The organism is Candidatus Nitrospira neuquenensis (assembly GCF_979578155.1).
In genome coordinates this window covers 128,403-146,478 of sequence record NZ_CEFZDU010000037.1, presented here as the reverse complement: position 1 = coordinate 146,478, position 18,076 = coordinate 128,403, and the positions used below count along the sequence as shown (strand labels likewise).

The 18,076-nt window shown below is 68.4% G+C and carries 21 protein-coding genes and 1 pseudogene; 12 read left to right on the top strand and 10 right to left on the bottom strand.

Translation table 11 applies throughout. The features are described 5' to 3' along the window. The first annotated feature begins 61 nt into the window (after nt 1–61). The 5 genes and pseudogenes from AC1U7O_RS15950 to AC1U7O_RS15930 all read left to right on the top strand — a co-directional run bounded on the left by AC1U7O_RS15950 (nt 62) and on the right by AC1U7O_RS15930 (nt 3,464). Nucleotides 62–1,594: an Eco57I restriction-modification methylase domain-containing protein gene (locus AC1U7O_RS15950; RefSeq protein ID WP_479895865.1), complete on the top strand. Its 1,533-nt coding sequence runs from the start codon at nt 62–64 to the stop codon at nt 1,592–1,594. Beyond that, on the top strand, nt 1,587–2,558 hold the full coding sequence (locus AC1U7O_RS15945; protein WP_479895863.1) for a BsuBI/PstI family type II restriction endonuclease: 972 nt from the start codon (nt 1,587–1,589) through the stop codon (nt 2,556–2,558). Before AC1U7O_RS15950 ends, AC1U7O_RS15945 begins: the two co-directional genes overlap by 8 nt. A gap of 76 nt (nt 2,559–2,634) precedes the next feature. After that, nucleotides 2,635–2,727 (top strand): annotated as a pseudogene (locus AC1U7O_RS15940) (type II toxin-antitoxin system VapB family antitoxin); the annotation flags it as partial. A gap of 141 nt (nt 2,728–2,868) precedes the next feature. Then, nucleotides 2,869–3,141 (top strand): ribbon-helix-helix domain-containing protein, encoded by a 273-nt coding sequence (locus tag AC1U7O_RS15935; protein WP_479895862.1) that lies wholly within the window; start codon nt 2,869–2,871, stop codon nt 3,139–3,141. After that, nucleotides 3,126–3,464 (top strand): type II toxin-antitoxin system PemK/MazF family toxin, encoded by a 339-nt coding sequence (locus AC1U7O_RS15930; protein WP_479895861.1) that lies wholly within the window; start codon nt 3,126–3,128, stop codon nt 3,462–3,464. Before AC1U7O_RS15935 ends, AC1U7O_RS15930 begins: the two co-directional genes overlap by 16 nt. A gap of 133 nt (nt 3,465–3,597) precedes the next feature. On the opposite strand, the gene AC1U7O_RS15925 is transcribed toward AC1U7O_RS15930, so the two are convergent. Beyond that, the gene (locus AC1U7O_RS15925) at nt 3,598–4,080 is read right to left on the bottom strand and encodes a hypothetical protein (RefSeq protein ID WP_479895860.1); all 483 of its coding nucleotides are present in this window, start codon (nt 4,078–4,080) and stop codon (nt 3,598–3,600) included. A 102-nt stretch (nt 4,081–4,182) separates the two neighbouring features. Next, nucleotides 4,183–5,679, bottom strand: a complete 1,497-nt coding sequence (locus AC1U7O_RS15920) for an alkaline phosphatase D family protein (RefSeq protein WP_479895859.1) — start codon at nt 5,677–5,679, stop codon at nt 4,183–4,185. 41 nt (nt 5,680–5,720) lie between these two features. Here AC1U7O_RS15920 and AC1U7O_RS15915 point away from each other — a divergent pair, with 41 nt between their 5' ends. After that, entirely contained in the window at nt 5,721–5,963 is a 243-nt protein-coding gene (locus AC1U7O_RS15915; protein ID WP_479895857.1) for a hypothetical protein, read from the top strand. A 24-nt stretch (nt 5,964–5,987) separates the two neighbouring features. Here AC1U7O_RS15915 and AC1U7O_RS15910 read toward each other — a convergent pair whose 3' ends face one another. After that, nucleotides 5,988–6,380, bottom strand: coding sequence for a nuclear transport factor 2 family protein (locus AC1U7O_RS15910; protein WP_479895856.1), 393 nt, complete (start codon nt 6,378–6,380; stop codon nt 5,988–5,990). A gap of 443 nt (nt 6,381–6,823) precedes the next feature. Here AC1U7O_RS15910 and AC1U7O_RS15905 point away from each other — a divergent pair, with 443 nt between their 5' ends. Continuing rightward, complete coding sequence (locus AC1U7O_RS15905) at nt 6,824–7,567, top strand: helix-turn-helix transcriptional regulator (RefSeq protein WP_479895855.1); 744 nt, start codon at nt 6,824–6,826, stop codon at nt 7,565–7,567. Nucleotides 7,568–7,664: 97 nt separating this feature from the next. Here the strand turns inward: AC1U7O_RS15905 and AC1U7O_RS15900 are convergent, their stop codons facing one another. The 6 genes from AC1U7O_RS15900 to AC1U7O_RS15875 all read right to left on the bottom strand — a co-directional run bounded on the left by AC1U7O_RS15900 (nt 7,665) and on the right by AC1U7O_RS15875 (nt 11,425). Next, entirely contained in the window at nt 7,665–8,645 is a 981-nt protein-coding gene (locus tag AC1U7O_RS15900) for a GGDEF domain-containing response regulator (RefSeq protein WP_479895854.1), read from the bottom strand. Between the two features lie 38 nt (nt 8,646–8,683). Beyond that, a complete protein-coding gene (locus AC1U7O_RS15895; RefSeq protein ID WP_479895853.1) occupies nt 8,684–8,938 on the bottom strand; it encodes a PleD family two-component system response regulator in 255 nt (84 codons plus the stop codon). A 153-nt stretch (nt 8,939–9,091) separates the two neighbouring features. Next, nucleotides 9,092–10,003, bottom strand: a complete 912-nt coding sequence (locus AC1U7O_RS15890; protein ID WP_479895851.1) for a DMT family transporter — start codon at nt 10,001–10,003, stop codon at nt 9,092–9,094. Next, on the bottom strand, nt 9,996–10,412 hold the full coding sequence (locus tag AC1U7O_RS15885; RefSeq protein WP_479895850.1) for a PIN domain-containing protein: 417 nt from the start codon (nt 10,410–10,412) through the stop codon (nt 9,996–9,998). Before AC1U7O_RS15885 ends, AC1U7O_RS15890 begins: the two co-directional genes overlap by 8 nt. Then, a complete protein-coding gene (locus AC1U7O_RS15880; RefSeq protein WP_479895849.1) occupies nt 10,403–10,693 on the bottom strand; it encodes a hypothetical protein in 291 nt (96 codons plus the stop codon). Before AC1U7O_RS15880 ends, AC1U7O_RS15885 begins: the two co-directional genes overlap by 10 nt. Nucleotides 10,694–10,717: 24 nt before the next feature. Next, nucleotides 10,718–11,425: an O-methyltransferase gene (locus AC1U7O_RS15875; protein WP_479895848.1), complete on the bottom strand. Its 708-nt coding sequence runs from the start codon at nt 11,423–11,425 to the stop codon at nt 10,718–10,720. Between the two features lie 97 nt (nt 11,426–11,522). On the opposite strand from AC1U7O_RS15875, the gene AC1U7O_RS15870 reads away from it, so the two are divergent. Further along, entirely contained in the window at nt 11,523–13,097 is a 1,575-nt protein-coding gene (locus tag AC1U7O_RS15870; protein WP_479895847.1) for a carboxypeptidase M32, read from the top strand. On the opposite strand, the gene AC1U7O_RS15865 is transcribed toward AC1U7O_RS15870, so the two are convergent. Then, nucleotides 13,091–13,651 carry a hypothetical protein gene (locus AC1U7O_RS15865; RefSeq protein WP_479895846.1) on the bottom strand — a complete coding sequence of 187 codons (561 nt, stop codon included), beginning with the start codon at nt 13,649–13,651 and terminating at the stop codon, nt 13,091–13,093. The genes AC1U7O_RS15870 and AC1U7O_RS15865 overlap by 7 nt on opposite strands. A gap of 181 nt (nt 13,652–13,832) precedes the next feature. Here AC1U7O_RS15865 and AC1U7O_RS15860 point away from each other — a divergent pair, with 181 nt between their 5' ends. The 4 genes from AC1U7O_RS15860 to AC1U7O_RS15845 are packed head-to-tail and all read left to right on the top strand — an operon-like array spanning nt 13,833 to nt 18,071. Next, the gene (locus AC1U7O_RS15860) at nt 13,833–14,264 is read left to right on the top strand and encodes a Fur family transcriptional regulator (protein WP_479895845.1); all 432 of its coding nucleotides are present in this window, start codon (nt 13,833–13,835) and stop codon (nt 14,262–14,264) included. Between the two features lie 31 nt (nt 14,265–14,295). Next, a complete protein-coding gene (locus tag AC1U7O_RS15855; RefSeq protein WP_479895844.1) occupies nt 14,296–15,345 on the top strand; it encodes an extracellular solute-binding protein in 1,050 nt (349 codons plus the stop codon). 10 nt (nt 15,346–15,355) lie between these two features. Next, on the top strand, nt 15,356–16,942 hold the full coding sequence (locus AC1U7O_RS15850; RefSeq protein ID WP_479895843.1) for an ABC transporter permease: 1,587 nt from the start codon (nt 15,356–15,358) through the stop codon (nt 16,940–16,942). A 19-nt stretch (nt 16,943–16,961) separates the two neighbouring features. Continuing rightward, complete coding sequence (locus AC1U7O_RS15845; RefSeq protein WP_479895842.1) at nt 16,962–18,071, top strand: ABC transporter ATP-binding protein; 1,110 nt, start codon at nt 16,962–16,964, stop codon at nt 18,069–18,071. Nucleotides 18,072–18,076 lie beyond the last annotated feature (5 nt).

The window sequence follows — 18,076 nt, the reverse complement described above, 5'->3', positions numbered from 1 at the left end:
GCGGGACGAAAATGGGATATTCGCAGTGAAAGCCACCAGCGCACAAGGCGAGCGGAGCTCCGTGGCTACGACCGAGGGGTCAGAGAGATTCCTGCGAGCGCTCGATGAGGCCCGCAAGGAAGCCTCTGCCCGGCTAGATCCCCAACGGCGAGCTCAGATGGGGCAATTCATGACTCCCAGCCCCATCGCTACTTTCATGGCCGAGATGTTCCATTGCCGGAAGTCGGCGGTTCGCATCCTTGACCCCGGCGCTGGCGTCGGCTCGCTGTGCGCCGCCTTGGTGACGACACTCTGCCAGCGCCCGACGCCCCCAACTACGATCGCCGTTACGGCGTACGAGATCGATCCTGATCTCGTTAGCTACCTACGCGAGACACTGGACCGGTGTCGACGCGGATGCGCGGACGCTGGAATCTCGTTTCAGGCAAGGCTTGTAGACCGAGACTTCCTCGAGGCCGGCGCCAATGGTCTTGCTGGTGATCTTTTCGGAAGGGGCGAGCGAGAACGATTCGACTGCGTCATCCTCAACCCGCCCTATCGAAAGATCCGCACGGAGTCCCAGGAACGCTCGCTGCTTCGTTCCATCGGATTGGAGACGACCAACCTGTACACGGGCTTTGTGGCGGTCGCCGCGCGCCTGCTGGCTCCAGGCGGGGAGATGGTTGCGATTACCCCAAGGAGCTTCTGCAACGGGCCCTACTTCGAGCCGTTTCGCCGGTACTTTTTGCGAGATATGCGTTTCCGCCGAGTGCACGTATTTGACGCGCGAGACAAAGCCTTCGGGGATGACAAGGTCCTGCAAGAGAACGTCATCTTCCATGCGGTTAAGACATCCGAAGCTGACCCTGCGGTTATCGTTTCGGCGAATGCGGCGCCTGGCGCTGACCTCCGTAGCCAAACGATCAAGCACGGAGAACTCATTCATCCCAGCGATAGGCACGCGGTCATCCACGTTGTCCCCGAGAAGGATGGCAAGTCTAGGCGCGATCAGATCAGCAGCCTGGGAGGGACGCTCACTTCTCTCGGGCTGACGGTGTCAACCGGACGCGTCGTCGACTTCCGGGCCAAAGACCTGCTTCGTGCCCAGCCGGGGAAGAACACGGTGCCTTTGATCTACCCCTGTCACTTCAAGGACGGCTTCGTGAAGTGGCCCAATGGCAGTACACGCAAGCCGAACGCGCTCGCTTTGGGACCGAGGGCCGGAGACCTCGTCGTACCCGAGGGCCACTACGTATTGACCAAGCGGTTCTCGTCGAAGGAGGAGCGCCGCCGGGTCGTTGCGGCCGTCTACGATCCGGTGCGTGTCACCGCGCAGGACGTGGCTTTCGAGAACCACTTGAACTACTTCCATGAGCGCGGCTCTGGCCTGCCAGCAACGCTTGCCAAGGGGCTTGCCGCGTACCTGAACTCATCGCTTGTGGACATCTACTTCAGGCAGTTTAGCGGTCACACGCAGGTCAACGCTTCTGATCTTCGGTCTCTCCCCTACCCAACGCGCTCAGCCCTCATCGCTCTCGGGCGACGGATTGACGTGTCCTTCCCGGGGCAGGAGGAGCTTGATCGCTTGGTCGAGGAGGTTCTCTTCGATGGCTGAGAGACCTGCGCGGAAGCGTAGCGCCGCGGCGAGGCGCATCGACGAGGCCCTCGCGGTACTCGCCTCCTTGAACGTACCGAAGGAACAGCAGAACGAGCGCTCCGCCCTTGTTCTCCTCGCACTTCTGGGCATGACCCCACGCAAGGAGTGGTCGGCCGCGACGAATCCGATGCTCGGAATCACGGAAATGATGGACGTCTTCCGGGATCAGTTCGGCAAGAGGTATGCACCGAACACGCGGGAAACGGTCAGGCGCTTCACGGTGCATCAGTTTGTCCAGATGGGGCTCGTGTTGGCGAATCCTGACAATCCACAACGTCCAGTCAATAGTCCGGCCAATCGTTACCAGGTTGCTCCTCCGCTCTTGAAGCTGGCCCGCACCTTTGGCTCACCGGCTTGGAAAGGTTCCTTGACGGCATTCCTGGCCACAGCCAGCGCCCTCGGAACACTACAGCATCGTGAACGCGAGATGGCCCTTGTTGCGGTGAAGCTGCCGAGCGGAAGGCAGGTCCCGCTGACGGCTGGCGGACAGAATGAACTGGTCAAGAAGATCATCGAGGACTTTTGCCCCCGCTTTACTCCCGGCGGAGTCGTCGTGTACCTGGGTGACACCGGGCAGAAGCAGCGACATGTCGAAGCCGGCTACCTGGAGCGACTTGAAGTACAGATCGACGAACATGGGAAGATGCCCGATGTGGTCGTGCACTTGCCTGACAAGGATTGGCTTGTGTTGATCGAGGCGGTGACCAGCCATGGTCCCATCGGCATCAAGAGGCACAACGAACTCAAGGCCCTGTTCGGCTGCGCTCGATCCGGCCTCGTCTTCGTGACCGCCTTCCTGACACGCCGAGCCATGACGAAGTATCTGAACGAGATCGCCTGGGAAACCGAGGTGTGGATCGCCGAGGCACCCTCTCACATCATCCACTTCAACGGCGAACGCTTTCTGGGGCCATACGAATGACGGCGTGTCGGACTGGCCCGCTAACCACCGGTTGCAGCGGACGGTCCGCTGCGCGCCGCAGCTCATACCGAGCGTTATGCTCAAGATGACCGGCGTCAAGGAGAAAACATCGCTGGTTCGGCTTGGCCTTGAGACGCTCATCTCGTCGGAGAGTGCCCGCCGGCTTTCATGACTTGGCGGCACGGAAAAGCAGCTTCGTCAGTCCCGCCGCCAGCGTTCAACCAAACGAGGTCTTGTAATCATACAGTCAGTGTCGTAATGCCAGGCCCGACCCCGCTGTTCACTGAGAGGGCTTGACCGTAACACGGGTATGACGCATGGTCATACTTGGAGGTGTCACACGCCCAGGTCAAAGGTCGCGATATCCCTCGATGAGTCCACCTTGGAACGCCTCGATAAGCTCGTGCAGAAAGCCGCCTTTCCCAGCCGGAGCCAGGCGATTCAGGAAGCCGTGGAGGAAAGACTCTCGCGTCTGGAGCAACACCGTTTGGCCAGGGAGGGCGCGAAACTCAATCCCACGTTCGAAAGGGCGCTTGCCGAGGAAGGCTTGTCCGAGGATGTTTCGGAATGGCCCGAATACTGAGAGGAGAGATCCGTTGGGCGGATCTCAACCCGGTCCGCGACAAGGAGCAAGCGAGACGACGCCCCGTGCTGATCCTCAGTCACGACCTATTCAATGAACGCTCCGGCACGGTGATCGCGGCAGCGCTCACGAGCCAACCTCAACGAGCGGGCTTTCCACTTACTCTCGAGCTTCAGTCGAAGGGTCTGCCGAAGCAATCGTGGGCGAAGATCAGCCAGACTCGCACGGTGGCGGTGGAGCGGGTCGGTCAGCGACTCGGAAAGGCGAGCCTTGAGGAACTGGCTCGGATTGTCGACGGCCTGAATGAAATCATCGGCGCCTGACACTGCGATTCGGCCGATGCCGCAGAAGCTGGGCGGCTGAGCAACTCCGTTCACCGCCGCAGACGCCCCCACCTCTGACGGCTTCAAGAGCGGCGGCCACGCCTCAACGTGACGAGACGCGGCGGATGGTGCCTCACTTTTCCGGATTGCGCGCGTCGGCCACGGCCCGGGCGAAGGCGTGCAGGCTCTTGCGCTCCTCGTCGTCGAGCGCCAGGAGCAGGTGCATCTCGTCGCGGTGCGCGAGGCGGAGGCTCAGGAATGGCTCCTCCTGCCGCTTCTCGCGATTGTCCCACACCGCGTCGATCACCTGCACCTTGTCCAGGTCGGCGGCGGACACGAGGTCATAGCGGAAATACTGATCGCCGATCACGATGTCGTAGACCACCTTGCCCGCGGTCAGCAGGACCAGGTTGAAGCGGCCCTGGTCCTCATAGCCCTCGGGCAGAAACTTGTTTACGTGCAGCAGGGCGACCTTCCGGTCGCCCAGGGCCCGCTCGATCTGGGCCTTGAGCGCGTCATAGTCGATCTGCAGGGCCCGCTCGTCCGGACCCGTCGCGGCCACGGCCGCCGCCCGGGCCCGCTCGAACACGTCGCTCGCCGTCATGAGTCCCGCCATGTGTCCTTCTCCTTGTCCAACGTCCGGCCCCGGGCCGTCGCAGGCCCGGGCGGGCGTTACCCTACCCGGTCGCGCCCCGCGATTGCAAGGGGCCGGCGGCCGCTAGTCACGGACGGGGAACGTCCGCTCGTACCGCGTGACGCCCGCCTCGTCCACGATCTCCAGGCGCAAGTCCGTCCTCGACGCCGTCAGGACGCCGAAGTTGAAATAGCCGCTCTCCGTGTAGAGCGTCGTGGGGTTCAAGGCGCCGTCGGGCGCGCGCAGTTTCCCCGGCGCGGCGGACAGGGGCCCCGCCACAAACTCGCGGAAGTCCACCGCCCCGTCCCGGTCCGGGTCATACTCGTTGATCTGGACGTAATGGACGTCGGTCGCCAGCCAGACGACGTTGCGGATCCGCGCCTCCTGGATCAGGTCCGTGATCGCGTTCAGCTCGGTTTGGAACCCCGTGCCGTCGGCAGCCCTTGCCCAACTGTCGCAGCCGGGCGAGGTCTTGGAGCCGGGCTTGGGGATCGCCAGCGGCACGCTCGTGACGATGACCTTCCAGGTGGCCCCGGAGCGGGCGAGCCCGTCGAGCAGCCAGGCCCGCTGGGCCGGCCCGAGCATGGTCTTGTTCGGGCCGTCTGGCTCGCCGTTGCGGCTTCGGTACTGTCGCGTGTCGAGCACGAAGACCTCCAGGTCGGCCCCGTACCGCACGCGGCGGTAGAGGCGGTTGGGCTCCTCCTTCGGCGCCGCGATCGGCCAGTACTCGAAGAAGGCCCGCCGTCCGAGCGGCATCAGCGGATCGAAGGGCCCGGAGAAGTTGTTGCGGACCTCGTGGTCGTCCCAGATGGCGTAGACCGGAACCGCCGCCAGGAACCGCTGCAGCGCCGGGTCTCCCCGATTGTACCGGTGCTTGGCCCGGAATCCGTCGAGCGTCATGGCGATGAAATCGCCGCCGGGCGCCGCGGGCGGCGAGGGGCAACGATCGTCGCTGTAGACGAGGTCGCCCAGAAGGATGCCGAACGCCGGCCGCTTCGCGAGCATCCGATCGAAGATCGCGTAGCCGCCCGCCTCCTCCCGGCAGCGATGCTGGCCGCCCAGGTCTCCCGACCAGACCAGGGTGACGGGTTGGGACACGTCGGCGGCCGGCGCAGTGGTGACGGTGCCCTCGGCCGCCGGCGGGCCGCCGGGAGGCGACGTCATGCCCCCGACCTCCCCCACGAAGACCCGGTAGCGGTACGTCGTGCCAGGCACAAGCCCCTCCAGGCGCAGGGAGGCGGTGAAGTCGCCGGCCGCGCCCGTCGTCGCGGTCGCCGGCCCCTGCCAGGCGGCCGGCTCAGCCGGACCGCCGGCCGACGGCGTCCACTCGGCGCGGACGTCGGCGGCGCCGACCGTGCGGACCCACAGCACCGCCGAGGTCGCCGTCGGGTCGCCGATCGCCACGCCGTGACTCAGGGCCGCCTCCGCGCTGAAGGGGCTGGCGGGGGGCAGCCCCGGCCTCTGATCCTGGCCGCAGCCAGCCGCCAGCATCGCGACCCCCAGCCACACGGCGACCGCCGGCCGCGCGCGCCCCGTTGCATTCACGCCCGTCCGTCCGGCATACTGCCCGTCAGTTCGCATCCTGTTCCTGTCTGCGCGCGGCGCGCCTCCGGAGGAGATGCATGTCCGACCAGGTCTGTCTGATCGAGGGATGTTCGGCGCGGGCGTACGCCCCGGCCGGCACGGCGTCGCTCTGCAAGACGCACTTCCTGGCCTACCTGGCCTGGCGGCGGAAGCGCGGCGCCGGTCTGTTCGCCAAGTACGCGGCCATGACGATGGAGGAACGGGACGCGATCGTGGCCGAATGGCGGAAGTCCGTCACGGTCGAGGAGCCGCCCTCCCCCCAGCCCGCCCAGAACCGCTGACCGTCGAGCGTCCGGGCCGCCGCCCTACCCCATCACGGGCGACCCGTGGTGATGGATCATCTTCCACTCCCCGCCCATCCGCTCATAGAGGTTCGTGGCGAGCACGCGGCTCACCCGGGCCTCGTCATCCTGGCGACTGGTGATATTTTCCGTGCAGATCACCCAGGCCAGGTCGCCGGCGACCTGCACCTGGAGCTCCGTCAACTCGAAGCTCATCGAAAAGGTGTTGTTGAAAATGAGCACCCAGGAGTCGCGGACGGCGGGCCAGCCCACCCGGAGGCTCCAGCCCGGGTGGATGCAGGTCACGTAGTCCTGATGCGCCCAGAGCCGGTCCATCCTCGCGATGTCCAGGCTTTCGAACGCGTCGTAGAACGCCTGATTGATCCGCGTGACTTCCTCGATCCGCTCCCGTACCATGCCTCCCCCCGGCCGGCGAAGGGCGGTATCATACCCCAACTGCGCTCCGCGTTGCACTGAGTCGCCGGCGGCCCGAACCCGACATCGCCCGTCCGGTCCTTGCCACGCACAAGGGTAACCACTCCCCCGCAATCGAGGGGTCCGTCACTCCCCACCTGTCGGCCGATTCCGACAAAATTGTTATCGGTGGAACAAAATTGTCGCGCTTGATTCAGGCCATCCGGACCGGCTGATAAAGCCCCCGCGTTTTCAACTGGTTAACCGTGGGGGCGCTGGCAGCTTCCTTGCCTTCCTGGGGGCGCTTTAGGGGAAGGCCGCCGGCCTACGTGAGAATGCGAGGGGACCGCGGCCGAAGGACCGTCACGATGGAGGTGCCGACCCGTCACGACCACCGGCTCGGCGCCGGCAGGCTTCCAGACTCCTCCCAGCCAGGAGACAATCCCATGAGAGAATCGCACAGCCGCGCCGCCTCGTCGACCGCCGTCGCCAGCAAGTCGCGCCCCCCGTCGTCGGGCCAGGCGCAGGGCCGACAGCCGGAGCACAAGAGATCCACGCCCCCGCCCTCCCTTCCCGCGCCCGACCACCCCGAGCCCCGCCCCCTGGTGGGCATCGGCCGCGCTCGAGCCGAGGAGCGCCGCATCTTTCTGTTCACCCTCAAGGGGCAGCTCCTGTACGCCGACGCCGAACGGGCCGAGCCCGGCTCTTCCGCCGGCCGACCCGAGTCCTCCGGCGACCGCGACCTGAGGCCGCACCTGCAGCAGCTCTGCTCCCGCCTGCGGGCCCTCGCTCTGTCACGGTCCGGACCGGGACGGCCGCAGGCCCATCCCGCGGGCGAGGCGGTCGTCGTCAAGGTCGGCCCCGCCGGCGTCCGGCTGCGGGGCCTGCTGCTCGACCCCGCCGGCGGCGCCGGCGAGCCCGCGGTGCTCATCGTGGCCGATGGCCCGGGGACCGACCGACAGCCCCTCTGCGACGCAGCCTACCTCAAGCAGGCCTACAATCTCACCCAGCGGGAGATGGAAGTATTGGAATGGGTCAGGCGGGGCGCCAGCTACAAGGAGATGGCGAACGCGCTGGGGATCTCTCCCCACACGATCCGAGACCACATCCTGAAGATGAAGCTGAAGTTCCAGGCGGACAGCAAGTGCGGCATCATGGCCCGCCTGATCGAGGAAACCTGTCACGCCTGACGGACGGCGGCGGCCCCGACGGGGCCAGGAGGAGCAGCACCGCCACCGCCGAAGGCGGCGCGCAGCGTGCCGGTGGGCGACCAAGTCGGCGGTCTGTTCATTGGCTCAGCCGGACGCGGTTCCGCCCGTCATGTTTGGCCCGGTAGAGGGCGCGGTCCGCCGCCGTGATGAGTTCGACGGGCGAGGCCTCGCGCTCCGGCACCACCGTGGCCACGCCGGCGCTGATGGTCACGCGGTCGCGAACGGGGGAGGACGCGTGCGCGATGCCAAGCCCCTCCACTCGCGCGCGCAGCCCCTCCGCCAGCAGGAGGGCCCCCTCGGCGTGGGTGCCCGGGAGCACCACGGCGAACTCCTCGCCTCCGTAGCGCGCGACCAGGTCGCCGGGTCGGTTGAACGCCCCCTGGATGGCGGCGGCCACGCGCGTCAGGCAATCGTCCCCCGCCTGGTGGCCGTACGTGTCGTTGTAAGCCTTGAAGTGGTCCAGGTCGATCATGATCAGCGACAGCGGCTGCCGGTCGCGCATCGCCCGCCGCCACTCCTGACCGAGAAACTCATCGAACCGCCGCCGGTTCGCGATGCCCGTCAGGCCGTCCAGCGACGACAGCCGCTGCAGCCGCCGGTTCGCCTCCTCCAGCTCCCGCGTGACCTGCAACAGCGTCGCCTCGCGGGCCTTCCGCCGATCCATCTCCTGCTTGAGCCGCAAGGCCGACCGTACCCGGGCGAGCAACTCGACCCGGTTCAGCGGTTTCTCGATGAAATCGGTCGCACCGGCGGCGAAGGCCGCCTCCAGGCTTCCCGCGTCGCGCCGGCTCGTCACGATGATGATCGGCACGTCCTGCAAGGCCCCGCTCGCCTTGACCCGGCGGCAGACCTCGATCCCGTCCACGTCCGGCAGGACGAGGTCCAGGAGGATGAGGTCCACGGCCGTGTCGGCCGGGCCGGTCCCGTCCAGCCCCAGGCACTGGAAGGCCGCGGCCGGGGATTCGGCGAGCAGCAGATCGGCGTAGCCGGCCTCCTTGAGAATCCGCTGCAGCAGGTTCCGGCTCTCGGCCGAATCGTCGACGACGAGGATGCTCATGGCTCAGTTGCCGCGCCACCGGTCGCGGCCCTGCTCGATCAGCGTCGCCTATCCGCCGGGTGGGCGGGGTCCTTGATCCGGCCGCAGGCGGCGATGCCGCCGCTGGGGGGCCTGTCCACGTCCATCGGGATCGGGTCGAGGGCGGGGGGCGCGGCGGGATCGCTCCTCTCCGGGTGGCGGAAGGCGCCGACCGCCGAATCCGCCGTCAGCGGGTCGTCGTAGCCCGCGGCCCGCCGGGAGGCTTCGAGGAGGGCCCGAGCATCGGCCGAGTCGTCGATGATCAGGATGCGCACGTCGGCTCCTGGTTCCCACGGGGGCGCGCGGCCGGATCACGGCCCGCCGTCCCGCCGCGGGACTCTCCGCTCGTCCCGGCCTAGTACGTAAGGAAGCTCATGCTACCAGCAGGCCGAAGGGGCGTCAATTACGAACTGCGGGGGGCCGCGCGCTCAGGAGCCGTGCGCCGCCGCGTACCGGGCGGACTGCCGGTTCACCAGCCAGACCCCCGCCAGGATCAGGACGATGCCGGCGAGCTCCTTCAGGCCGACGGGCTCGCCCAGGACCAGGGCCGACAGGCCCAGCGCGGAGACGGGGATGAGGTTCACGAAGACGCCGGCCCGCGACGGCCCGATGCCCTGGACACCGTAGAGCCAGGCCTGTTGGCCCAGGGCCGTGGCGAAGACGATCAGGTAGCCCAGCGCCAGCCAGCCGGAGGCCGGCACCGAGCCGACCCCGGCGATCAGCAGCTTCTGATCCGTCCAGAGGAGCGGAAGCTGGAAGAAGAGGGAGATCAGGAGCGTGGTCCAGTTGACGGTCAAGGGCGAGAACCGCTCCATGGTCCGCCGGCCGCCGACCGTGTAGAGCGCCCAGCTCACGAGCCCCAGCACGACCAGCAGCCCCCCCAGCCAGGGATTGTCTCCCCCGGCCTGTTCGCCCCAGGACACCAGGCCCACCCCCGCGAAGGAGAGCAGACAGCCGCCGGCCACGATGCGAAAGGGAACGTCCCGAAGCACCAGGGAGGACAGCGCCGCCGTGATCACGGGGCTCGCCCCGATGATGACCCCGGCCGCCGCGGCGCCGATGTAGCGCAGCCCGAACAGGGTCAGCAGGTGGTTGCCGAGGACGGCCAGGCCCAGCGCCGTCAGGCCGCCCGCGTCCTTGGAGGAAAAGACGACCCGACCGCCCTCCCGCCACCACCAGAGGGGGACGAGGATCAGCAGCGCCCCGAGGCCGCGGAGCACGGACACCTCCACGGCGGAGAAGGAGCCGAGCGCGAACTTCTGGCCGACGATCGAGCCGCCCCAGACGACGGCCGAGGTGACGAGGGCGCCGTAGGCGGCGAGATCGGAGGGTTTACCCATGTGGACGCCGGATCACCTCAAGCGTGAGCCCTTCGATCTTCCGATAGTCACGCAGGTCGAAGGTGGCGACGGAGAATCCTCGACTCAGGGCCGTGGCGGCGATGACGAGGTCGTGGGCCGAGGTGGGCTTGCCCTTGGCTTGCACGACCGCCCAGAGCTCGGCGTAGGCCCGGGCGACCGGGAGATCGAGGTCGTAGAGCGGGAAGAGGGACAAGACCTGCTCGACATAGGCCGACCGCTTCAGCCGGCGCGCCGGGGTGTTCGCTCGGTGGACGCCGTTGAGCAACTCGGCGGCCGTGATCACGCTCAACCCGAAGGGCTCGCCCCGCCGCCCCTCGACGAAGGCGGCCAGATCGGCCTGCCGACGTTCCCAGTCGATCAGCACGCTCGTATCGAGAATCACCCCCACGTCGAGCGCTTCGGAGGGGTCGGGGCTCTCCGAATCCCACGTTCCACATCCCGCCGAAACGCGGCGGCCTCCTCGCCGAGGCGGGGCAGTTGCGTGAGCAACGTCGTCAGGTCGCCCAGGGTCGGGGTCGCCGCAGCGGCCACGGGCCCGGCTGCCGGACCGAGATCGGCCACGGCCTTGCCGCCGCGCGTGATCGTGTACCGCTGCCTTCGGAAGCCAACCTGGCTGAGCAGCGCGGAAAACTGCCTGACGGCGTCCGTGGCGGAGATGGTTTTGGACATGAGCGGCCCCCCGGATCGGCAAAATCAGATTATCAGATTGTGCACGGGACGGCAATCGCCAGCCGGAGCCGGCGTGAGGCCCGCCGCACCGGCCCTCGGCCGCACCATCAGCACCCCGTCGCGGATGGTCACCAGCACGCCGGTCACGCGCGGGTCGGCGGCCACGGTCCGGTTGAGCGTCTGGATCGCCGCGGCCCGCTCGTCCGGAGGCGGGTGGAGCAGGACGTCGCCGGACCAGAGGACGTTGTCGATCAGGATCACGCCGTCCGGCGAGAGGAGGTCCAGCGCCCGCTGGTAGTAGTGGACGTAGCTCGTCTTGTCCGCGTCGATGAAGATCACGTCGAAGGGCCCCGCGAGGTCCCGCAGGGTCTCCAGCGCCGGGCCGAGGCGCAGATCGATCTTGCCGCCGTGCGGGCTGCGGGCGAAGGCCCGCCGCGCGACCGCGGCGGCCTCCGGGTCGATCTCGCAGGTGACGACCCGTCCGTCCGGCGGCAGGGCCTCGGCGAAGCAGAGGGCGCTGTAGCCGGTGAAGGTGCCGATCTCCAGGACCCGTTTCGCCCGCGCGAGACCGGTCACCATCTTGAGGAAGGCGCCCTCCAGCGGTCCCACGACCATCTGGGGACAGTCCATCGTCCGCTCGGTCTCCTCCCGTACCGCCCGACAGGCGTCCGACTCGGGCATGGAGTGGGCCTCCGCGTAGGCCTCGATCTCTGGCGACACCAGGTGTTCCATGCCGCTCCTCTCCCCGATTGCCAAACCGCCGGTCCGCTGCGTACACTGGCGGCGCATCATACCGCAAAAGGCCCTGCGGCGTCAGGCACGAGGCGAGATGAAGACGTTGGCGACGCTCGAACCCCTGATCGAGAAGCTCCGGGACATCTATCACCTGAACAGCGCGGCCTCGCTGCTGTCCTGGGACCAGGAGACCTACATGCCGCCCGGCGGAGGCGTCGCGCGCGCGGAGCACCTGGCGACGCTCCAACGCCTGGCCCACGACCGGCTCGTCTCGCCCGACATCGAGTCCCTGCTCGGCCGGTGGCTCGACCCGGCGACCGGCCGACCGCTGGAGCCGGAGGAGGGGGCCTGGAGCGAGCCGGCCCGCGCCCTCCTGCGCGAGGTCTGGCGCGACTTCAACCGCGCGAAGAGGCTGCCCTCCGCCTTCGTCGAACGGCTGGGACGGGAATGCTCCCTCGCCCAGCAGGTCTGGACCGAGGCCAGGAAGAAGAGCGACTTCGCCCTTTTCCTGCCCAACCTCCGGACGGTCGTGGCGCTCAAGCGGGAGGAGGCCGAGCACCTCGGCTACCAGGACTCGCCCTACGACGCGCTGCTCGACACCTACGAGCCGGGGACCACGGCGGCGACCCTGCGGTCCCTCTTCGAGTCGCTCCGAGCCCGCCTCGTGCCGCTCCTGCGCCGCGTGACCGCCGCCCCGGCCCCCGACGATACCTTCCTCTATCGGACCTACGACCCGGCGCGCCAGGTGGAGTTCGGGAAGCTCGTTCTGACGGCCATGGGTTACGACTTCGACCGGGGCCGGCTCGACCTCTCGGCCCATCCCTTCACGACCTCCTTCCATCCGACCGACGTCCGGATCACGACCCGCGTGTACGAGAAGGAGCTGCCGGCCTGCCTGTTCGGGTGCCTCCACGAGGGCGGGCACGGGCTCTACGACCAGGGCCTCGACCCCGCGCGGTACGGCACGCCGCTGGGCGATGCGCTCTCGCTCGGCATCCACGAAAGTCAGTCCCGCCTCTGGGAGAACTGCGTCGGGCGGTCCCGCCCCTTCTGGCGGGCCTTCTATCCGATGCTCCGCCAGACCTTTCCCGAACCGCTCGCCGACGTGGACCTGGAACGGTTCTACGCGGCGATCAACCGGGTGAAGCCCTCCCTGATCCGAGTCGAGGCGGACGAGCTCACCTACAACCTGCACATCATGCTCCGCTTCGAGATCGAGCGTGACCTGATCGAGGGCCGGCTCGCGGTCGAGGACCTGCCGGCGGCGTGGAACGAGGCCGTGCGGGAGTACCTTGGCCTGACGCCGGACCGGGACTCGGAGGGGGTGCTCCAGGACGTCCACTGGTCGCTGGGCGCGATCGGCTACTTCCCGACCTACACGCTGGGCAACCTCTACGCCGTCCAGTTCTACGAGCAGGCGACGCGGGACATTCCCGACCTGGAGGGCGAGATCGCGGCGGGCCGGCTGACCGCGCTCAAGACCTGGCTGAACCAGAAGATTCACCGCTGGGGCCGGACCTTCACGGCGGACCAGCTGGCACGGCGGGTGACGGGCCGGGCCCTCTCCCCCGAACCCTTCCTGAGCTACCTGGAGAACAAGTACGGCGAGCTGTACGGGGTGCCGGCGCCGGTGGATGGGCGGCCCGCCGGCCGCGTCGCCGATCAATAGCCCAGCGCGCTGTTCAGCCTTGCGAGGAAGGAGGCCGGCAGGGTGAATTCTCGCTCGACCTCGATCCGGGAGGGCACGAGCAGGCTCGAATGGAAGGAAATGTCGCGGATCGGCAGCTTCAGGTCCGGCTGGTCCGGCGTGCTGAGCTCGATCTTCTCGACCGACTGCATGATCGCCCCGTTGTCCTGGGGGCCGTAGGCCGCGACCACCGCCCGCAGGATGTCCAGCACGGCGGCGTTGGCCTCGGACTTCTCCCCCGCCTCCTCGACCAACTTCAAGGCCGCCTCCGCCTCGGATGAGGGGCTGAAGTTCTCCACCCGCTCCCGCCGCCGCAAGGACATGAGGTCGTTGTCCAGGTCCTTGCTGAAGGCCCCGTAGGCATAGCGGAAGAACTCGAAGTGGAAGCCCTTCAGCCCCTTGGCGACCATTTGCAGCGCGCAGAGGAAGGCCAGTTGCTGAAGCTTCACGTCCCCGAGGAACCCGTGGGGCTCCGCCAGGTGCAGCAGGTACAGCAGCAGCCCGCGATCCACGGTGATCTGGCTCGGCGTCCGCATCCGCTCGCTCCTTCCCCGCCCGGGTCCCGACGGGACGGCCGACTATAGGACGGCCGCGCCGGGCGCGTCAATCGGCGGCCGCGCGCCCGGCGGCGCGGACGCACGGCGCGCCGTTCCGCTTGACCCGGTCAGAGCGTTTGGTCTTTAATACGCCCACCGATCGCCCGAGACCATCGCGCCCATGGCCAGAACGCCCCCGGACATCGAGATCCTCAAGCAACACCTGGCCAAGCACCAGCTCAAGCTGACCCGCCAACGCGAACTGATCCTGACCGCCTTCCTGAAGATGGAGCACGTGACCGCCGAGCAGCTCCACGTGATGCTGTCGAAGCGACACTCCCACATCGGCCTGGCGACGATCTACCGGACCCTGAACCTCTTCTGCGAGGCGGGGATCGCCCAGGCCCGCCACTTCGGCACCCAGACCCAGTACGACAACGTCTCGCACAAGGGCCACCACGACCACCTCATCTGCACGGGTTGCGGGAAGATCGTGGAGTTCGCGAACTGCGATATCGAGCGGTTGCAGGAGGAGGTCGCCAAGCGCAACGGTTTCACCATCCAGACCCACAAGCTGGAGCTCTACGGCCTCTGCGCCGCTTGCCGCCATTGACCCCGGCGGTGTTTTTTGTTAGCGTGCTGAAATGATGAATCAAAATCATTTTCAGCGCGTCCGCGTCGCCCTCCGTCTCCTGTGCCTCCTGGGCCTGGCCGTCGGGTGCGCCGCCCTGCTCGCCGCCGAGGGGTACGCCGCCGACCGCCTGGTCGTCTACTCCGGGCGCGCCGAGCGCCTCATCAAGCCCGTCCTCGACGCCTTCACGGCCAAGACCGGCCTCCAGGTGGACCTCCTCTCCTCCGGCACGACCGAGCTGGTCAACCGGCTGCAGGCCGAGGGCGAGCGGACGCCGGCCGACCTCTTCATCACGAACGACGCCGGGAGCCTGGAGCGCGCTCGGGAGCTGGGGTTGCTGCGACCGTTGAACCTCCGCGAGGTCGAGCGGGCCGTGCCGGCCGCCTTCCGGGCCGCCGACAACAGTTGGATCGGCCTCTCCGGCCGCGTCTGGGTGATCGTCTACAACACCAAGCTGATCAAGCCCCAGGAGATCACGTCGCTCCTGGACTTGGCCGAGCCGCGGTGGAAGGACCGGATCGCCATCCCCAACGCGGGCAGCGAATATCTCCAGGCCGGCGTCTCGGTGATCAAGGCCCTGCACGGCGACGAGCGGACGCGGAAGTTCCTGGACGGGCTCAAAGCGAACGCGGGAACCCGCGTGTACGGCAAGAGCAGCCAGATCGTCGAGGCGGTCGCCAAGGGCGAGGTGGCGCTGGGCCTCGTCAACCACTACTACATCTACCGGTACCTGGCCGCGCAGCCCGGCGCGCCCATCGCACCCCTGCTGACCGACCAGCAGGACGGAGCCATGGGCGTCATCATGAACGTGGCCGGCGTCGGCGTCGTCAAGACGACGAAGCACCTGGATGCGGCCAAGCTGCTCGTCGAGTTCCTCGTCTCCCGGTCCGGCCAGAAACTCTTCGCCGACCTCAACAAGGAGTATCCCCTGCATCCCGAGGTGAAGGCCGACCCGGCGCTCCCCGAGCGGAAGAGCTTCCGCGTGGCCCTGGTGCCCCTGGCGCGGCTGGCCGAGCTGCGGGAGCCGACGATGACCCTCATCGAGGAAGCGGGGCTCCGGTAACCGACCGGCCATGACCAGCGCCGCCCGCCACTGCTCCCCGCCCCCCCTCTCGCTCTTCGCCTTCGGCGTCGCGGCCCTGCTCACGCTGCCGCTGCTCTACGTCGCGTCCCTGGCGCTCTCGGCCGACGGCGCCCTCTGGGTCCGCCTCTGGTCCACCCGCATCCCGGAGCTGCTCGCCAACACCGTCCGGCTCGCACTGGCGGTCTCGGCCGGCACGCTGATCCTGGGCGTCGCCCTGGCCTGGATCGTGGCCCGCTTCGACTTCCCGGGCCGCCGCACGTGGGAATGGGCCCTCGTGCTGCCGCTGGCCATGCCCACCTATGTCCTGGCCTACGTCTACAGCCACCTCCTGGGCGTCGGCGGGCCGGTGGAGCGCCTCTGGCAGCTCTGGGCGGGACCCGACGCCCGGCTTTTTCCGCCGCAGAGCTTCGCCGGCGTCGCGCTCGTGATGACGCTCGACACCTTTCCGTTCGTCTACCTGCTGACGCGGGCGGCGCTGCTGAGCTTCAACGTGAGCTTCGAGGAGGTCGCCCGGGCCTGCGGCGCCTCGCGGCTGCGGACCTGGCTCCGGGTCACCCTGCCGCTGTTGCGCCCCTCGATCGCGGCGGGCCTCTCCCTGGTCATCCTCTACGTCGTGTCGGACTTCGGCGCCGTCTCGCTCCTGCGCTACCAGACCTTCACCTACGCGGTGTACCAGCAGATGACCGGGCGGTACGATCCGAAGGCGGCCGGCGTGCTGGCGCTCCTGCTCGTGCTCCTGGCGCTGCTGTTCCTCGGCGCCGAGCGCTGGTCGCGCCGCCGGAGTCGGTTCTACCAGACCACGGGCCGCTTCCGCGCGCCGACGCGCCGGCGCTGCGGAGCCGTGGGGACGGGGGTGATCACGCTGATCCTCCTGGCGGTCTTCGGAGCCTCGTTCGGCGTGCCGGCGCTCCTGCTCACGGACTGGAGCCTGGAGGCCGTCCGCCAAGGCGCGCTCGACGCCCGGTTCCTGGAGTTCGTCTGGAACAGCCTGCTGCTGTCCGGGCTGGCGGCCACGGCGGCGGTGCTGATCGGCACGCCGCTCGCCTACCTGGCGACGCGCCACCCGACCCGCCTGCACCTGCTCTGCCTGCAGGCGGCCTACGCCGGTTACGTCCTGCCCGGCCCCGTCGCGGCGCTGGCCGTCCTCGTGCTCGTCTCCAGCCTCGCCCCCTTCTGGTACGGCACCGCGGCGGTGCTGGTCGTGGCGTACACCATCCACTTCCTGCCCGCCGGCCTGCAGACGATGGAGCCCTCCATCCAGCAGGTGACGCCCAACCTGGAAGAGGCGGCCCGGACGCTGGGGCTCGGCCAGCTCGCGACGATCCGGCGCGTGACGCTGCCGCTCGTGCGCAACGGCTTCGTGGTCGCCTGGATCCTGATGTTTCTCCAGAGCATGAAGGAGCTGCCGGCGACGCTCCTCCTGCGGCCCGTCGGGTTCGACACGCTGGCGGTCCGCGTCTGGCTGGAGGCGAGCGAGGAGTACTACCAGCTCGCGGCCCCGGCCGCGCTGCTGATCGTGCTGCTGACGATGCCGGCTCTCCTGCTGTTGGTGAAGAAGGACTGGCGGGCGGCCTAGCCCCCGTGAGGCGGGAACCGTGAAAGGTGACGCGCCAGGAGAAACGCCGCCGATCGTCGTGGAGCTGCGCCGGGTCACCTGCGCCTATGGGCCGGGCCGCCCCGCCGTCGCGGACATCTCCTTCGCCATCCGACAGGGCGAGATCCTCTGCCTCCTCGGCCCCTCCGGCTGCGGCAAGACGACGACGCTCCGGGCCATCGCGGGCTTCGAGCCGGTCGCGGCGGGTGAAGTGTGGATCGGCGGAACCCTCATGTCCGCCCCCGACCGGTCGGTCCCGACCGAGGCGCGTCGCGTCGGCATGGTCTTCCAGGAGTACGCGCTCTTTCCCCACCTGCGCGTGCAGGACAACGTGGCCTTCGGGCTCGCGCACCTGCCCGCGAGGCAGCGGGCGGCGGAGGTCGAGGCGATGCTCGGCCTCACCGGGCTGACCGGACTGGAACGGCGCTACCCCCACGAGCTGTCGGGCGGGCAGCAGCAGCGGGTGGCCCTCGCGCGGGCGCTCGCGCAGAAGCCCGTCGTGCTCCTGCTGGACGAGCCCTTCAGCAACCTCGACCCCGACATGACGGGCCGCATGCAGCAGGACCTGCACGACCTCCTGCACCGGACCGGCACGACGGCGGTCCTCGTGACCCACGACCACGAGGAGGCCTTCGCCATGGCGGATCGGATCGCGGTGCTGAACGACGGACGGCTGGAGCAGTTCGACACGCCGGAGGCGATCTACCACCTGCCGGCGACGCCCTTCGTGGCGGACTTCGTGGGCCAGGCCGACTTCATCCCGGGCGTCGTCGAAGACGGCCGCGTGCTGACGGAGATCGGGGAATTCCCCAACCAGCCGGGCCTCCCGCCGGGCCGCAAGGTTCTCGTCATGGTGCGGCCGGACGACCTGCACATCCAGCCGGGCGAGCGATCCGCGGCGCGGATCACGGCGCGGCAGTTCCGCGGCTCCGAGAACCTCTACACGATCCGTCTGCCCTCGGGGCAGGTCGTGCACAGCAGCGAGGCCTCCACGAGCGTCTACCCGGTGGGAACCCGGGTGATGCTCGAGATCGTCGCCACCCACACGGTCCTGTTCGAGGAGACTTCCTTCCGACCGTCGGCGCCGCCCGACCAGCCCCCGTCCCCCTGACGGGC

What these genes read in the sequence shown, in the direction of transcription:
- AC1U7O_RS15870 (WP_479895847.1), top strand. Translation starts at nt 11,523, where the DNA reads ATGAAGACGTTGGCGACGCTCGAACCCCTGATCGAGAAGCTCCGGGAC.
- AC1U7O_RS15865 (WP_479895846.1), bottom strand. Translation starts at nt 13,651, where the DNA reads ATGCGGACGCCGAGCCAGATCACCGTGGATCGCGGGCTGCTGCTGTAC.
- AC1U7O_RS15930 (WP_479895861.1), top strand. Translation starts at nt 3,126, where the DNA reads ATGGCCCGAATACTGAGAGGAGAGATCCGTTGGGCGGATCTCAACCCG.
- AC1U7O_RS15855 (WP_479895844.1), top strand. Translation starts at nt 14,296, where the DNA reads ATGATGAATCAAAATCATTTTCAGCGCGTCCGCGTCGCCCTCCGTCTC.
- AC1U7O_RS15910 (WP_479895856.1), bottom strand. Translation starts at nt 6,380, where the DNA reads ATGGTACGGGAGCGGATCGAGGAAGTCACGCGGATCAATCAGGCGTTC.
- AC1U7O_RS15935 (WP_479895862.1), top strand. Translation starts at nt 2,869, where the DNA reads ATGACGCATGGTCATACTTGGAGGTGTCACACGCCCAGGTCAAAGGTC.
- AC1U7O_RS15860 (WP_479895845.1), top strand. Translation starts at nt 13,833, where the DNA reads ATGGCCAGAACGCCCCCGGACATCGAGATCCTCAAGCAACACCTGGCC.
- AC1U7O_RS15920 (WP_479895859.1), bottom strand. Translation starts at nt 5,679, where the DNA reads ATGCGAACTGACGGGCAGTATGCCGGACGGACGGGCGTGAATGCAACG.
- AC1U7O_RS15905 (WP_479895855.1), top strand. Translation starts at nt 6,824, where the DNA reads ATGAGAGAATCGCACAGCCGCGCCGCCTCGTCGACCGCCGTCGCCAGC.
- AC1U7O_RS15875 (WP_479895848.1), bottom strand. Translation starts at nt 11,425, where the DNA reads ATGGAACACCTGGTGTCGCCAGAGATCGAGGCCTACGCGGAGGCCCAC.
- AC1U7O_RS15915 (WP_479895857.1), top strand. Translation starts at nt 5,721, where the DNA reads ATGTCCGACCAGGTCTGTCTGATCGAGGGATGTTCGGCGCGGGCGTAC.
- AC1U7O_RS15850 (WP_479895843.1), top strand. Translation starts at nt 15,356, where the DNA reads ATGACCAGCGCCGCCCGCCACTGCTCCCCGCCCCCCCTCTCGCTCTTC.
- AC1U7O_RS15925 (WP_479895860.1), bottom strand. Translation starts at nt 4,080, where the DNA reads ATGGCGGGACTCATGACGGCGAGCGACGTGTTCGAGCGGGCCCGGGCG.
- AC1U7O_RS15945 (WP_479895863.1), top strand. Translation starts at nt 1,587, where the DNA reads ATGGCTGAGAGACCTGCGCGGAAGCGTAGCGCCGCGGCGAGGCGCATC.
- AC1U7O_RS15900 (WP_479895854.1), bottom strand. Translation starts at nt 8,645, where the DNA reads ATGAGCATCCTCGTCGTCGACGATTCGGCCGAGAGCCGGAACCTGCTG.
- AC1U7O_RS15880 (WP_479895849.1), bottom strand. Translation starts at nt 10,693, where the DNA reads ATGTCCAAAACCATCTCCGCCACGGACGCCGTCAGGCAGTTTTCCGCG.
- AC1U7O_RS15890 (WP_479895851.1), bottom strand. Translation starts at nt 10,003, where the DNA reads ATGGGTAAACCCTCCGATCTCGCCGCCTACGGCGCCCTCGTCACCTCG.